Here is a 13,303-nt window from a genome sequence, read left to right on the forward strand (position 1 = left end):
TAGCCGCGAAGAGGCCGGTACAGGTCGACCACTGTCCATGAGGTAACCACTGTGACACCCGCAATGGCCCAACAAGGCGCCGCCGGCATCGCCACCGCCGTCGCCGAAAGCGTGCAGTACCAGGGTCGCAAGACCGCCCGTCAAGGCAGCGAACAGCGCCGCCAGCTGATCCTCGACGCCGCCATGCGCATCGTCGTGCGCGATGGCGTGCGAGGCGTGCGCCACCGTGCGGTGGCCGCCGAGGCGGGAGTGCCGCTATCGGCCACCACGTACTACTTCAAGGACATCGAAGACCTGCTCACCGACACCTTTGCCCAGTATGTCGAGCGCAGCGCCGCTTACATGGCCAAGCTCTGGGCCAACACCGAGGTGGTGCTGCGCCAGTTGCTCGCCCAGGGGGATGGCAGTGTGCATTCGCGGGCGCGGCTGGCTGATGAAATCGCCCGCATGACCGTCGACTATGTACAGCGTCAACTGCTCAGCCGCCGCGACTTCATGATGGCCGAGCAGGCCTTCCGCCAGGAGGCCTTGCTGTGCCCGCGCCTGGCCGAACTTGTGTGTGCCCACGAGCAGATCCTGCTGCACGGCGCCCGCCAGCTGCTGCAGGTGGTCGGCTCGCAGCAACCGGAACAGGACGCCCAAATGTTGACGGCGATTATCGAGCAGATGGAATATCAGGGCCTGCTCAAGGATGCCGATGCGCAAGCCGATGGGCAGATGCTCGCTATGCTTACCCGTTACCTGCACCTGGTGTTGGCCTCGGCCTGAGCAGTGACCGAACTTTCAAGGAGAACCTGATGAAAGCCTGGCGTGTGGTGTTGTTGACGTTGTCATTCCTCCTGCTGGGCGGTTGCCTTGTGAGCTTTCATGAGCCGCTGCCGAGCAACCAGGCTGCGCCCAAGGCATTGCTCGGCAAGTGGAGCAGCAAGGATGCCTGGGGCGAGCCGCTGAAGCTGACCATCAGCCGCAGCGGCGGTGATGCGTACAAGGCGGTGGCCACGGCCAAAGGCAAGGCGCCGGAGGAATACACCTTCACCGTCTCCCGCCACGGCAACCGCTGGTACTTGTCGGCTGGCGTGCCCAAGCGCCTGGGCGGCAACTTCCTGATTGGCGGTTTCGACATCGTCGATGGCAAGGAACTGGTGGTCTATAACCTCGACGTCGAGCAAGTGCAGCAGGCGGTCGAGAAAAAGGAACTGAGCGGGCGCAGTACCCAGATTGCGCAAGACAGCGAGCAGGGCGTGCTGATCGACAGCCCGTCGCAACGCGTGCTGGCGTACCTCGACGACCCGGCCAACTCCGACCTGTTCGTCGAAGTGGCGCGGTTCCAGCGCAGTAGCAAGTAGTCACCTGTGCTGGCCTCTTCGCGGGCGCGCCCGCTCCCACAGGTATTGCACCGGGGCTGAAACCAGTGCGGTCCCTGTGGGGGCGGGCTTGCCCGCGAAGAGGCCGGCACAGGCAAAGCAAGACTTGTATCTTGATCTAGAAAGGAGTCCCCGGTGGACGAATACCAGCAGACCATCCGCGCGCTGTCCGACCGCATTGTCGCGGCGCAGACCCCGATCCGGGTTCTGGACGCCGTGAAATGGGACGACAACATCCGCCAGGGCTTCCTCAAGGCCAAGGGCAAGGAGCCGCCCGCCGTTGACCGTGAGTACTACCTGGCGCGCCCGCTGGCATTCGACTCCAGCGCGGTGAAGGCCGAGTTCCAGGCCATCGAGCGCGACATCATCCGCCAGCTGGGCCAGTTCAACCCGGTCGGGCAGATCATGAAGCGCATGTGCCGCGAATACCGCATGGTCGTGCGCATGCTCGAAGCCCGGGGTACCGAAGACTTCGGGCTGATCTCGCAGGAGCTGTATGGCGCTGCCTCCGACGCCTTCCACGCCGGTGACCCGACCCTGGCCGACCTGGGGCTTATGCTTTCGGACTACCTGAACAATATCGACGGGCGTGGCGACCTCAAGGACGAGCCGAAGAACCTGACTGCCAAGGAGGCCGTGGACATCCTCCAGCGCCGCCTGAACAAGGTGTTCGGCGAGGCCGAGGAGACCATCCGCGTTTTCGAGTCGGACGGTATCGTCGCCGATGCCGCAGCCGGTGCCGACTACATCAAGGTGCGCGCCGATGCCATGTTCAACAACCGTGACGTGCGTGCGCTGGAGGTCCATGAGGGCCTGGTGCATGTGGGCACCACCCTCAACGGTTTGAACCAGCCGATCTGCACATTCCTGGCCAAGGGCCCGCCCTCGTCGACGGTGACCCAGGAAGGCCTGGCCATCCTCATGGAGGTGATTGCCTTCGCTTCCTACCCCAGCCGCCTGCGCAAGCTGACCAACCGCACCCGCGCCATCCACATGGTCGAAGAGGGCGCCGACTTCCTGCAAGTGTTCGAGTTCTTCCGCGAGCAGGGCTTCGAGATGGGACAGAGCTACAGCAACGCCAGCCGGGTGTTCCGGGGTTCGGTGCCCAATGGCCTGCCATTCACCAAGGACTTGTCCTACCTCAAGGGCTTCATCATGGTTTACAACTACATTCAGTTGGCCGTGAAGAAGGGCAAGCTCGAGCAGATACCGCTGCTGTTCTGCGGCAAGACCACCCTGGAAGACATGCGCACCTTGCGCCAACTGGTCGAGGAAGGGCTGGTCGAGCCGCCCAAGTACTTGCCGGAGCAGTTCCGCGACCTCAACGCGCTGTCGGCCTGGATGTGCTTCTCCAACTTCCTCAACCACTTGAGCCTGGATCGTATTGAAGCCGACTACGCGAACATTCTCTGAACGCTGCCGCCCGCTGGTACTGGGCATGCTCCTGCTGGGGCTGTGCGGCTGCAGCAGCCTGTTGTTCTATCCCGAACCCGGCGAAGCGTTCACTCCGCAACGCGCCAAGCTGGAGTACCGCGATATCAGCCTCACCACCGCCGATGGCCTGCGCCTGCATGGTTGGTGGCTGCCGGCCAAGGCGGGGGTAGAGCTCAAGGGGACGGTGCTGCATCTGCACGGCAACGGTGGCAATCTGCCGGGCCACCTTGGCGGCAGCTACTGGCTACCGGAGCAGGGCTACCAGGTACTGATGATCGATTACCGTGGCTATGGCCTGTCCGAGGGTTCGCCAAGCTTGCCTGAGGTCTATCTGGACATCGACGCGGCAATGGCATGGCTGGCCCAGGCCCCCGAGGTCAAGGGCAAGCCGCTGGTACTGCTCGGCCAGAGCCTCGGCGGAGCGATGGCGATCCACTACCTGGCGCAGCACCCCGAGCAGCGCCAGCGCTTCAGTGCCCTGGTGTTCGACGGCGTGCCGGCCAGCTACCGTGGGGTAGGGCGTTATGCCCTGGGCACTTCGTGGCTGACGTGGCCGCTGCAGGTGCCGCTGTCCTGGCTGGTACCGGATGGCGACAGCGCAATCCATTCGATCGGGCAAGTGAGCAGCCCGCCAAAGCTGTTCTTCCACAGCATCGACGACACCTTGGTGCCGATGGACAACGGCATCCGCCTGTACCAGCACGCACCGGCGCCACGCGTGCTGCAACTGACCCGTGGCGGCCACGTGCAGACCTTCGCCGACCCGGTATGGCGCCAGGTGATGCTGCGCTTCCTCGATGACCCCAGCCATTTCAACGGCCTGCGGCGGCTTGCCGAAGTGCCCAACTACCCTGACGAGAAGAACGCCCAATGAGTGAAGAACGCAACGCCATCCCGCTGATCCTGACCGGTGTCGGCAGCATCGTCGTGACGGTGGGGACCCTCTGGTACTACGGCTACCTGCATTTCGCCAAACCAGAGGATGCGCTGCTGCTGCAGGACTTCACCATGCTCAAGACGATTCCTGGCGAGGACTACAAGGTCTCGCTGGACCCGGCATCGCAGGTGGCCCAATGCGTGGATGGCGTGCTGGTGCTGTTCGATACCGAGCAGAAAGGCCTGACTGGCGTGCTGGTAGACAGCCGCAAGCGTGCAGTGCGCTGCATGGGCAAGGAGACGCCGCAGCAGGTGCAGTGATCCTCAGGTCAGGCGGGAGCGGGCTGCATCATAGGCTGCGCTTCGCTCTCGCTTGCCGATCGCAATGACAATCACAACCAGGCGGTGATCGACTACCCGGTAGACCAGTCGATAGCCAGCGGACCTCAGTTTGATCTTGTAACAGTCAGCCATGCCGGAGAGTTTGTCTTTCTCCACCCTCGGCTGTGTCAGCCGCACCTTGAGTTTTCTTGCGAACTGTAGCTGCAACGAGCCGTCGAGCTTTGCGAACTCCTTCCTTGCTCTTACATCGAATTCAAGGTCATAGCTTTTTGCTGCCTCCGGCTTCGGCGATGAGCTCATCAATATCCACTCTTACTGTGGGCCCTCCACGCCGTTGCCGGACAAGCTCGGCCAGTTGCATGTCGTCGATCAGATCCATCATCGCTTCGTAGCGCTCGGGCGGCACGGCATAGAACGCCGGTTCGTTGCGATTGAGGATGACCACGGTTTCACCGGCAGCTTCGCGGATAGTACCCATGGGGTCTTTCTTAAGGTCGGTGATCGATGCTGCCAGATCGGCGAGAACAGGATAGGTCATCGTTGTATCAACCCGTAAATTTGGTTATCGACGCGGAAAGTGTAGTATTTCAAAGAGTGCTTTTAAAGGTGCTTTTTTCGGTGTTCAAGCATGAAAAAACCCCGCCATGAAGGCGGGGTTTCTTTTTAGCCAGCCTTATTGCTGAATCTGGCTCACCGAACGGGGTGCCACCGGCTGGTTGTCGTTGGAGATGGTCACCTCCACCCGACGGTTCTGCGCACGGCCCGAGTTGCTGCCGTTGTCCGCCACCGGGTATTCCTTGCCATAACCCTGGGCGACGACACGCGCCGGGTCCACGCCTGCACGTACCAGCGCGGCGCGCACGCTGGCGGCGCGGCGTTCGGACAGGCCCTGGTTGTAGCTGGCCGAGCCGACGCTGTCGGTGTAGCCCTCGACGATCACCTTGCGCTCCGGGTTTTCCTGAAGGAACTGGGCCAGCTTGGTGATGTTCGGGTAGGCGTTGCTCTTCAGGGTGGCCTTGTTGAAGTCGAACAGCACATCACCAAAGGTCACCAGGGTGCCGCGGTCGGTCTGCTTGGCATTCAGGCTTTGCTGCAGCTTGGCGATCTGTGCGTCGCGGGCATCGAGCTTGGCCTGGGCGCGCTGGGCCGAGGCGTTCTTCAGCTCGTTCTCGGCGGTGCGCAGGGCGATGGTCTGCTTGGCCACCTCGATCCGCTGGTTGGTCAGGTAGGCGAGCTGGTCGACCTTCTGGCTGTCTTCACGGTCCATGAAGGCCTTGTCGGACTTGTTCAGCCAGTCCTGGGCATCCTTGGTCTCGAGCGCGGCCACCTTGCTTGCCTGCGGGTCACTCTGCAGTGCAGAGAAGTTGGTGCGAGCCGACTCCAGGTTAGGGTTCGGGTCGTGGGAACAGGCGGCAAGGCCGACGCTCAGTGCCAGCAGGGCGGGAATCATGACGTAGTTGCGCATAGTGTTCATCCTTTGATCAGTTGCGAAGGCTGGGGTTGGCGTGGCGGCGCTCATTCGGCGCTGCGGAGGCCTTCCTGACGTACGTCCTGAACGCCCTGGCGGGCATCCTGCACGGCCTTCTGGGCCTTGGCTGCCTGGGCCTTGCGCTCGGCGACGCGGGCATCCCATTCGGCCTGCTCGGCCAGGCGCTTGGCCTCATCGTACTTTTTGTCGTGCATGGCGATTTCGGCTTGTTTGAACTTGTCCTGGGCCGATTTCATTTCCACGGCGGCGAACTCGGTGCCACCGGCACTGACGGCCGAATTGACCGCGGACTGGGTGACAGCGTACTGCTCGGTAGGCGGGTTGCCTGCACAGCCGGCCAGGACCAGGCTACTGCCCAGGGCCAGCGCGGCCAGCTTCAACCCGCGCACGTGAGTAGATGAGAGGTTCGGGGTGCGGGTCTTGATGGTGGTCAGTTCCATTGGATCACTCCTGATTACGACGATGTCCGTAGCAGTCCATCGCTCAATCCCTGACAGTGCCTGCGCTTGTGCTCAACGATGCACATGGCAGGAGTGCAGGGTTTTAGCGTGATGGCTATTGGCTGGGACTTGACCGTTTTTTGAATGGTTCCGAAAAAAATGCGCCGTTTTGCCATTTTTTTCTGACTGATCGGTCAGTGAGATTTACCCGGAACTTTTCATCGCTGGAGTGGTTTCCGGGCCTGTTGCAGGCCCGGATCGTGGTGCTGCACGCTCAGTTCCCGGTGTCGTCGCCGGTATTGCTGAGGTCGTGCAAATGGCGCCGTGACAGGGCCAGAAAACGCGGGGTCGGGCCGATATCTTCGAACAGCGGGTCACCCTCTTCGTCAGTGGCGATGACCTTCTGGCCCTGCACGTAGGGGAAGCTGGCTTCCAGCTCTTCCAGCGCGGCGGCGACCAGTTCGCCGAGCAGTTCCTCGGCGGTGCGCTTGGGGTACATGTCGATCAGGGCAGCCAGGCGTGCCTCGGACTCCAGGTCCAAGTGCAAGGCGTGGCCGGTGGGGCTCAGGGTGCCGGCGGCATTCTGTTCCCAGTGCTGGGCGAGTTCGCGGATTTTCATGATGACCTCTGTCAACGCCAGAAAAGGCTGCATTGCATCGGACTGCGCTGGTTTAACTTTAGTTTGCTTTGCGCGATCGCGGCTTGCCATCGCGCCCCGGCAATGGGCACTCTTGGGCCAGTGCTGTTTCCTGAGCAGAGCGTGGCGAGCCGCGCCGAAGAGAGGGCCAATGACTGATATCGATGTGCGCCTGCGTGAAGATGTCCATGTGTTGGGGGAGTTGCTCGGCGAGACCATCCGCCAGCAGCACGGTGATGCGTTCCTGCAGAAGATCGAGGACATCCGCCACAGTGCCAAGGCCGACCGCCGCGGTGCTGGCGAGCAACTGAGCTCGACCTTGGCCGACCTGGCCGAAGAAGACCTGCTGCCCGTGGCGCGAGCCTTCAACCAGTTCCTCAACCTGGCCAACATGGCCGAGCAGTATCAGCTGATCCGCCGTCGCGATGCCGGTCAGCCAGAGCCGTTCGAGGCGCGGGTCTTGCCCGAGCTGCTGGCTCGCCTGAAGCAGGCCGGGCACAAGGATGACGCCCTGGCCCGGCAGCTCGCCAAGCTCGATATCCAGCTGGTGCTGACCGCACACCCGACCGAAGTGGCGCGGCGCACGTTGATCCAGAAATACGATGCCATCGCCGGCCAGCTGGCCGTCCAGGACCACCGCGACCTGACCCCCGCCGAGCGTGAGCAGGTGCGCGAGCGCCTGCGCAGGCTGATCGCCGAGGCCTGGCACACCGAAGAGATCCGCCGCGCCCGGCCCACCCCGGTAGACGAGGCCAAATGGGGCTTCGCGGTGATCGAGCATTCGCTGTGGCAGGCCATCCCCAACCACTTGCGCAAGGTCGACAAGGCATTGTTCGACGCCACCGGCCTGCACCTGCCGCTGGAAGCTGCGCCGATTCGCTTCGCCTCGTGGATGGGCGGTGACCGCGACGGCAACCCCAATGTCACGGCGGCCGTGACCCGTGAGGTATTGCTGCTGGCCCGCTGGATGGCCGCCGACCTGTTCCTGCGTGATATCGATGCGCTGGCGGCCGAGCTGTCCATGCAACAAGCCAGTGAGGCCTTGCGTGAACGTGTGGGCGACAGTGCCGAGCCGTACCGGGCGTTGCTCAAACAGTTGCGCGAACGGCTGCGCGCGACGCGCGCCTGGGCCCAGCTTGCATTGACCAGCAACCAGCCGGCCAGCGCCGAGGTGCTGGTGGATAACCGCGACCTGATCGCACCGCTGGAGCTGTGCTATCAGTCGCTGCATGAATGCGGCATGGGGGTGATCGCCGATGGCCCGCTGCTCGACAGCCTGCGCCGGGCGGTGACCTTCGGCCTGTTCCTCGGCCGCCTGGATGTGCGCCAGGATGCCGCCCGGCACCGTGATGCGCTGGCGGAGATTACCGATTACCTTGGCCTGGGCAGCTATGCCGACTGGGACGAAGAGCAGCGCATCGCATTCCTCCAGGCGGAACTTAAGAATCGCCGGCCGTTGCTGCCCGCGCACTTCACGCCTCAGGCAGAGACCGCTGAAGTGTTGGCCACCTGCCGCGAGATCGCCGCTGCGCCGGGCGCTTCGCTGGGCTCCTACGTGATCTCGATGGCGGGTGCGGCCTCTGATGTGCTGGCCGTACAACTGCTGCTCAAGGAAGCCGGCCTTACCCGGCCGATGCGCGTGGTGCCGCTGTTCGAAACCCTGGCGGACCTGGACAACGCCGGGCCGGTGATGCAGCGCCTGCTTGGCCTGCCGGGCTACCGCGCCAGCCTGCGCGGGCCGCAGGAGGTGATGATCGGCTATTCCGACTCGGCCAAGGACGCGGGCACCACGGCAGCGGCCTGGGCTCAGTACCGTGCCCAGGAAAACCTGGTGCGCATCTGCCGCGAGCATCAGGTCGAACTGCTGCTGTTCCACGGCCGTGGTGGTACGGTGGGCCGTGGTGGTGGCCCGGCCCATGCGGCGATCCTGTCGCAGCCTCCGGGTTCGGTGGCAGGTCGGTTCCGCACCACCGAACAGGGCGAGATGATTCGCTTCAAGTTCGGCTTGCCGGCCATCGCCGAGCAAAATCTCAACCTGTACCTGGCTGCTGTGCTCGAAGCCACCTTGCTGCCACCCCCGCCTCCAGAACCCGCCTGGCGGTCATTGATGGATCAGCTGGCAGCCGATGGCCTCAAGGCCTACCGCGGCGTGGTGCGGGAAAACCCGGCCTTCGTCGAATACTTCCGCCAGTCCACCCCCGAGCAGGAGCTGGGTCGCCTGCCGCTGGGCAGCCGCCCGGCCAAGCGCCGTGCCGGTGGCATCGAAAGCCTGCGGGCGATCCCGTGGATCTTCGGCTGGACCCAGACACGCCTGATGCTGCCGGCCTGGCTGGGGTGGGAAACCGCCCTGAGCAATGCCCTGGCGCGAGGCCAGGGCGAGCTGCTGGCGCAGATGCGCGAGCAGTGGCCATTCTTCCGCACCCGCATCGACATGCTGGAAATGGTCCTGGCCAAGGCCGATGCGCAAATCGCCGAGGCCTACGACCAACGTCTAGTGCAACCAGGCCTGCTTCCATTAGGTGCACACTTGCGCGACCTATTGTCGCAGTCGTGCCAGGTGGTGCTGGGCCTGACCGGCCAACCGGTGCTACTGGCGCACAGCCCCGAGACCCTGGAATTCATCAGCTTGCGCAATACCTACCTGGACCCGCTGCACCGCCTGCAGGCCGAATTGCTGGCCCGTTCACGCAGCCGCGAAGCCGCTCTGGACAGCCCGTTGGAGCAGGCCCTGCTGGTGACCGTGGCAGGTATCGCCGCGGGGCTGCGCAACACCGGGTAAGGCCTGCCGTCGCGGCCCTTGCCGGTTGACCGGCGGGCAGCCACGACAGGGCGAGGAGGGTGGTTGCGCCGGGCGCAACCACCCTCCGTTCTGGTTACGGACGACGCAATGCTGCAACTTTGGGACGCTTGTCTGGCTGCCGGGCGCTGTGTATCTTGAGCAGCCTTTTGACCGATTTATGGTCATACCCGATTTTCCGGACTTGGCCTCGATTGCCGAATCCATTGAATTTCATAAAAAAATTTGAGGAGCACGAGATGCGCGTAATTCTGCTGGGAGCTCCCGGGGCCGGTAAAGGTACTCAGGCAAAGTTCATCACCGAAAAGTTCGGTATTCCACAGATCTCCACCGGTGACATGCTGCGTGCCGCCGTCAAGGCCGGCACCCCATTGGGCCTGGAACTGAAGAAAGTCATGGATGCCGGTCAACTGGTGTCCGACGAGCTGATCATCAGCCTGGTCAAGGAGCGCATCGCCCAGCCGGATTGCGCCAATGGCTGCCTGTTCGACGGCTTCCCCCGCACCATTCCACAGGCTGAAGCGATGGTTGCCGCGGGCGTGGATATCGACGCCGTGGTCGAGATCGCTGTCGACGACGAAGAAATCGTCGGCCGCATGGCTGGCCGCCGTGTGCATCTGGCCTCGGGCCGCACCTACCACATTCAGTACAACCCGCCGAAAGTGGAAGGCAAGGACGATGTGACCGGCGAAGACCTGATCCAGCGCGACGACGACAAGGAAGAAACCGTGCGTCACCGCCTGTCGGTCTACCACAGCCAGACCAAGCCGCTGGTGGACTTCTACCAGAAACTGTCGGCAGCCAATGCTGGCAAGCCGAAGTACAGCCACATCGAAGGCGTCGGCTCGGTCGAGTCGATCACCGCCAAGGTGCTGGCAGCCCTGAGCTGATCCCTTCTGACGCAGCGGCCGCTTTTTTGTGGGAGCGGCCTTGCGTCGCGAAAGGGCTGCAGAGCAGCCCCCTCGATTTTTGCCGTGTCGCTGACATCCTGGGGCCGCTCCGCAGCCCTTTCGCGACACAAGGCCGCTCCCACAGGGACTGCAGCTGCTCTATACTGCCGCTCTTTTCCCCTAGCACCTGGATACCTGTTCGATGACCACCCTGCTGGCCCTGGATACCGCCACCGAAGCCTGTTCCGTTGCGCTGCTGCATGACGGCAAGGTAACCAGCCATTACGAGGTGATCCCGCGCATGCATGCGCAGAAGCTGCTGCCGATGATCAAGCAGCTGCTGGCAGACTCCGGTGTGGCGCTGAATGCTCTGGATGCCATCGCCTTCGGCCGTGGCCCGGGCGCGTTCACCGGGGTGCGCATCGCCATCGGTGTGGTGCAGGGCCTGGCGTTTGCGCTGGAGCGCCCGGTGCTGCCGGTGTCCAACCTGGCCGCGCTGGCTCAGGGCGCGTTGCGCGAGCATGGCGTGCAGCAGGTGGCTGCGGCCATCGACGCGCGCATGGATGAAGTGTATTGGGGTTGCTACAAGGCCGAAGCCGGCGAGATGCGCCTGCAAGGGCTGGAAGCCGTGCTCCCGCCCGAGCGCGTAGCCGTGCCGGCAGGCAGCAGCGGTGACTGGTTCGGTGCCGGTACTGGCTGGAGCTATGCCGAACGCCTGGCGGTGCAGGCCAGCGCCACGAACGCTTCAGCTTTGCCAGGTGCCCTGGATATTCTCAGCCTGGCCAGCTTCGCCTGGGGCCGTGGCGAGGCAATCGCCGCCGAACAGGCGCAACCGGTTTACTTGCGCGATAATGTGGCTACGCCAAAGGCGCGCTGAGTGCTGTTCGTCGGTTATCGCGGTTGGCGATAAAACCTTTAGGCGCAATCTGTGGTCCAGTTATCACTCGAGCATTAGCGACGCAATCCTGATGCTGCTAGATTGCCATCATTGGTCCTGAGTGCTCACTCCATGCGTATCGACGGTTTTTCCTCGCAGTCCTACCCGATCAAGCGTGCGCCGCGCAAAGCAGCGGTGCGCGACGAGAGCGTCGATGATGCCGAGCTGATCGAGGAGAGCGAAGTCACTCAGGAGGCTGCTGCGCGTCGTCGTCCGGCGGGCTTGCCGGCTCGTCAGCAGGACATGGTGTTCCCCCGCGCCCGTGACCGGCGCACTGCTACCGCGTTGGCCAGTTACCTCAGCACGGCCGGTTTTACCGACTGGGACATGGAAGTACTGGGGCTCGACCTGTACATTTGACGGATGAGTCCGTCACCCTTGCCTTATTTCGTAGGTTGCCCGTCCTGGAGCGAGAACGCCTGGCGCGAGTACCTGTATCCCGCCGACGCCACCACCCATGAAATGCTTGGCTACTACAGCCGGGTATTCAACGCCGTCGAGGGCAACACCACGTTCTATGCCCGGCCGGCACCCGGCACTGTCGCCCGCTGGGCGCAGGTCATGCCCGCGCACTTTCGTTTTACCGCCAAGTTCCCTGGTGATATCAGCCACGCAGGTGACCTGCGTGATCAGCTGGAGTCTGCCTTTGACTTCACCCGCCTGATGGCGCCATTGGGCCAGCGGGTCTCGCCGTACTGGCTGCAGTTGCCGCCCCTGTTCAGCCCCGCACGACTGGGCGAGCTGTGCCACTTCCTCGACGAGATCGCTGTGCCGGTGGCGGTGGAAGTGCGTCACCCGGCGTTTTTCGCCAAGGGCGAGGAAGAACGGCTGCTCAACCGCCTGCTCCATGAACGCGGCGTCGAGCGCATCTGCCTTGACCCCCGCGCCCTGTTCAGTTGCACCTCCCGAGACCCGGCAGTGCTGCATGCACAGTCGAAAAAGCCCAAGGTGCCACCGCGTCCCGCAGCCTTCAGCCAGTACCCGCAGGTGCGCTTCATCGGCCATCCGCAGCTTGAAGCCAACGACACGTTCCTCGCGCCCTGGGTAGACAAGGTCGCCGCCTGGATCGAGGAGGGGCGCAGTCCTTATGTGTTCCTGCATACGTCCGACAACCGTCTGGCTGCCGCGCTGGCCCAGCGTTTTCACCAACGACTGATGGCGCGTCTGCCAGGCTTGCCCGCATTACCTGAATTGCCGCGCGCCCCTGAGGTCGAACAACTGGGGCTACTCTGACCCTTCCCTGACCCCGGAGGTTGTGATCATGGATGTACAGACCCTGCGAGCCGAAGCCTTCAAGGCACTGCACGAGCGTGATGGCGCCTTCGTCATGCCCAACCCCTGGGACGCCGGCTCCGCCAAGCTGTTGGCAAGCCTCGGTTTCGAAGCGCTGGCCACCACCAGTGCCGGTCTGGCTTTCAGCCTCGGACGACCGGATGCCGAGGGTGCCTTGAGCCTGGATGAGACATTGGCTAACGCCGGGCTGATCGTCGATGCCACGCCCTTGCCGGTGGCTGCTGACTTGGAGAATGGCTTTGGCGACCTGCCGGAGGACTGCGCCCAGACCCTCCTGCGTGCTGCTGGGACGGGACTGGTCGGCGGTTCGATCGAAGATGCCAGCGGCCGGCCAGAGGCGCCAATCTATGACTTCGAGCTGGCTGTAGCGAGGGTCCGAGCTGCGGTGCAGGCCGCGCGCAGCCTGCCATTCCCCTTCACCCTGTGTGCCCGTGCGGAAAACCTGCTGCATGGGCGCATGGACCTTGACGATACCATCCTGCGCCTGCAGGCCTTTGCCGAGGCGGGTGCCGATGTGCTCTACGCGCCGGGATTGCGCAGTGTCGATGAGGTGCGAGCGGTGGTGCAGGCCGTGGCGCCGAAGCCAGTCAACGTGCTGATGGGGCTGGCGGGCGTGCCGTTGAGCGTCAACCAGCTGCAGGACTTGGGCGTGCGCCGTATCAGTGTCGGTTCATCGTTGGCCCGGGCAGCACTCGGCGCGTTGCAGCGTGCCGCCCTGGAGATTCGTGATCAGGGCACATTCAGTTACGGTGAGCAGGCCTTGCCGTTCGCCCAGCTCAACGACCTGTTCCGTCGCTGAGGCGC

General features: G+C 63.6%; 16 protein-coding genes. 11 read left to right on the top strand and 5 right to left on the bottom strand.

Annotated features, from left to right (window positions below; all coding sequences use genetic code 11):
* Positions 1-63 precede the first annotated feature (63 nt).
* The 5 genes from CQW31_RS21475 (at position 64) to CQW31_RS21500 (ending at position 3,995) form a co-directional block, all read left to right on the top strand.
* A complete protein-coding gene (locus CQW31_RS21475) occupies positions 64-768 on the top strand; it encodes a TetR/AcrR family transcriptional regulator (RefSeq protein WP_054886910.1) in 705 nt (234 codons plus the stop codon).
* Positions 769-797: 29 nt separating this feature from the next.
* Positions 798-1,346: a hypothetical protein gene (locus tag CQW31_RS21480; RefSeq protein WP_054886909.1), complete on the top strand. Its 549-nt coding sequence runs from the start codon at positions 798-800 to the stop codon at positions 1,344-1,346.
* Positions 1,347-1,499: 153 nt separating this feature from the next.
* Positions 1,500-2,777 carry a flavohemoglobin expression-modulating QEGLA motif protein gene (locus CQW31_RS21490; RefSeq protein ID WP_054886908.1) on the top strand — a complete coding sequence of 426 codons (1,278 nt, stop codon included), beginning with the start codon at positions 1,500-1,502 and terminating at the stop codon, positions 2,775-2,777.
* Positions 2,749-3,672, top strand: a complete 924-nt coding sequence (locus tag CQW31_RS21495) for an alpha/beta hydrolase (RefSeq protein ID WP_099815346.1) — start codon at positions 2,749-2,751, stop codon at positions 3,670-3,672. Before CQW31_RS21490 ends, CQW31_RS21495 begins: the two co-directional genes overlap by 29 nt.
* Positions 3,669-3,995: a hypothetical protein gene (locus CQW31_RS21500; protein ID WP_054886906.1), complete on the top strand. Its 327-nt coding sequence runs from the start codon at positions 3,669-3,671 to the stop codon at positions 3,993-3,995. Before CQW31_RS21495 ends, CQW31_RS21500 begins: the two co-directional genes overlap by 4 nt.
* Before the next feature lie 3 nt (positions 3,996-3,998).
* Here CQW31_RS21500 and CQW31_RS21505 read toward each other — a convergent pair whose 3' ends face one another.
* The 5 genes from CQW31_RS21505 to CQW31_RS21525 all read right to left on the bottom strand — a co-directional run bounded on the left by CQW31_RS21505 (position 3,999) and on the right by CQW31_RS21525 (position 6,564).
* On the bottom strand, positions 3,999-4,316 hold the full coding sequence (locus CQW31_RS21505; protein ID WP_054886905.1) for a type II toxin-antitoxin system RelE/ParE family toxin: 318 nt from the start codon (positions 4,314-4,316) through the stop codon (positions 3,999-4,001).
* On the bottom strand, positions 4,276-4,554 hold the full coding sequence (locus tag CQW31_RS21510; RefSeq protein WP_082433671.1) for a type II toxin-antitoxin system Phd/YefM family antitoxin: 279 nt from the start codon (positions 4,552-4,554) through the stop codon (positions 4,276-4,278). The genes CQW31_RS21505 and CQW31_RS21510 overlap by 41 nt, the downstream gene beginning before the upstream one ends.
* A 135-nt stretch (positions 4,555-4,689) precedes the next feature.
* Entirely contained in the window at positions 4,690-5,481 is a 792-nt protein-coding gene (locus tag CQW31_RS21515; RefSeq protein WP_099815347.1) for an OmpA family protein, read from the bottom strand.
* 50 nt (positions 5,482-5,531) lie between these two features.
* Positions 5,532-5,945, bottom strand: coding sequence for a DUF4398 domain-containing protein (locus CQW31_RS21520; RefSeq protein WP_054886903.1), 414 nt, complete (start codon positions 5,943-5,945; stop codon positions 5,532-5,534).
* A gap of 274 nt (positions 5,946-6,219) precedes the next feature.
* Positions 6,220-6,564, bottom strand: a complete 345-nt coding sequence (locus CQW31_RS21525) for a hypothetical protein (RefSeq protein ID WP_054886926.1) — start codon at positions 6,562-6,564, stop codon at positions 6,220-6,222.
* Between the two features lie 169 nt (positions 6,565-6,733).
* Here CQW31_RS21525 and ppc point away from each other — a divergent pair, with 169 nt between their 5' ends.
* The 6 genes from ppc to CQW31_RS21560 all read left to right on the top strand — a co-directional run bounded on the left by ppc (position 6,734) and on the right by CQW31_RS21560 (position 13,298).
* The gene (gene ppc, locus CQW31_RS21530; protein ID WP_099815348.1) at positions 6,734-9,361 is read left to right on the top strand and encodes a phosphoenolpyruvate carboxylase; all 2,628 of its coding nucleotides are present in this window, start codon (positions 6,734-6,736) and stop codon (positions 9,359-9,361) included.
* Positions 9,362-9,618: 257 nt separating this feature from the next.
* Positions 9,619-10,269: an adenylate kinase gene (gene adk / locus CQW31_RS21535; RefSeq protein ID WP_028691565.1), complete on the top strand. Its 651-nt coding sequence runs from the start codon at positions 9,619-9,621 to the stop codon at positions 10,267-10,269.
* A 202-nt stretch (positions 10,270-10,471) separates the two neighbouring features.
* On the top strand, positions 10,472-11,146 hold the full coding sequence (gene tsaB, locus CQW31_RS21545) for a tRNA (adenosine(37)-N6)-threonylcarbamoyltransferase complex dimerization subunit type 1 TsaB (protein WP_054885401.1): 675 nt from the start codon (positions 10,472-10,474) through the stop codon (positions 11,144-11,146).
* Between the two features lie 132 nt (positions 11,147-11,278).
* Entirely contained in the window at positions 11,279-11,566 is a 288-nt protein-coding gene (locus tag CQW31_RS21550; protein WP_054885400.1) for a hypothetical protein, read from the top strand.
* A 3-nt stretch (positions 11,567-11,569) separates the two neighbouring features.
* Positions 11,570-12,439 carry a DUF72 domain-containing protein gene (locus tag CQW31_RS21555; RefSeq protein ID WP_099815350.1) on the top strand — a complete coding sequence of 290 codons (870 nt, stop codon included), beginning with the start codon at positions 11,570-11,572 and terminating at the stop codon, positions 12,437-12,439.
* A gap of 28 nt (positions 12,440-12,467) precedes the next feature.
* Positions 12,468-13,298, top strand: coding sequence for an oxaloacetate decarboxylase (locus tag CQW31_RS21560; protein WP_054885398.1), 831 nt, complete (start codon positions 12,468-12,470; stop codon positions 13,296-13,298).
* Positions 13,299-13,303: the final 5 nt, after the last annotated feature.

This window comes from Pseudomonas sp. 382, assembly GCF_002759075.1.
GTDB classification, from domain to species: domain Bacteria; phylum Pseudomonadota; class Gammaproteobacteria; order Pseudomonadales; family Pseudomonadaceae; genus Aquipseudomonas; species Aquipseudomonas vlassakiae.

Bases quoted from the DNA above. Each gene is read 5' to 3' on its own strand.
- CQW31_RS21475 (WP_054886910.1), top strand. From the start codon at position 64: ATGGCCCAACAAGGCGCCGCCGGCATCGCCACCGCCGTCGCCGAAAGC.
- CQW31_RS21480 (WP_054886909.1), top strand. From the start codon at position 798: ATGAAAGCCTGGCGTGTGGTGTTGTTGACGTTGTCATTCCTCCTGCTG.
- CQW31_RS21500 (WP_054886906.1), top strand. From the start codon at position 3,669: ATGAGTGAAGAACGCAACGCCATCCCGCTGATCCTGACCGGTGTCGGC.
- CQW31_RS21505 (WP_054886905.1), bottom strand. From the start codon at position 4,316: ATGAGCTCATCGCCGAAGCCGGAGGCAGCAAAAAGCTATGACCTTGAA.
- CQW31_RS21510 (WP_082433671.1), bottom strand. From the start codon at position 4,554: ATGACCTATCCTGTTCTCGCCGATCTGGCAGCATCGATCACCGACCTT.
- CQW31_RS21515 (WP_099815347.1), bottom strand. From the start codon at position 5,481: ATGCGCAACTACGTCATGATTCCCGCCCTGCTGGCACTGAGCGTCGGC.
- CQW31_RS21520 (WP_054886903.1), bottom strand. From the start codon at position 5,945: ATGGAACTGACCACCATCAAGACCCGCACCCCGAACCTCTCATCTACT.
- CQW31_RS21525 (WP_054886926.1), bottom strand. From the start codon at position 6,564: ATGAAAATCCGCGAACTCGCCCAGCACTGGGAACAGAATGCCGCCGGC.
- ppc (WP_099815348.1), top strand. From the start codon at position 6,734: ATGACTGATATCGATGTGCGCCTGCGTGAAGATGTCCATGTGTTGGGG.
- adk (WP_028691565.1), top strand. From the start codon at position 9,619: ATGCGCGTAATTCTGCTGGGAGCTCCCGGGGCCGGTAAAGGTACTCAG.
- tsaB (WP_054885401.1), top strand. From the start codon at position 10,472: ATGACCACCCTGCTGGCCCTGGATACCGCCACCGAAGCCTGTTCCGTT.
- CQW31_RS21550 (WP_054885400.1), top strand. From the start codon at position 11,279: ATGCGTATCGACGGTTTTTCCTCGCAGTCCTACCCGATCAAGCGTGCG.
- CQW31_RS21555 (WP_099815350.1), top strand. From the start codon at position 11,570: ATGAGTCCGTCACCCTTGCCTTATTTCGTAGGTTGCCCGTCCTGGAGC.
- CQW31_RS21560 (WP_054885398.1), top strand. From the start codon at position 12,468: ATGGATGTACAGACCCTGCGAGCCGAAGCCTTCAAGGCACTGCACGAG.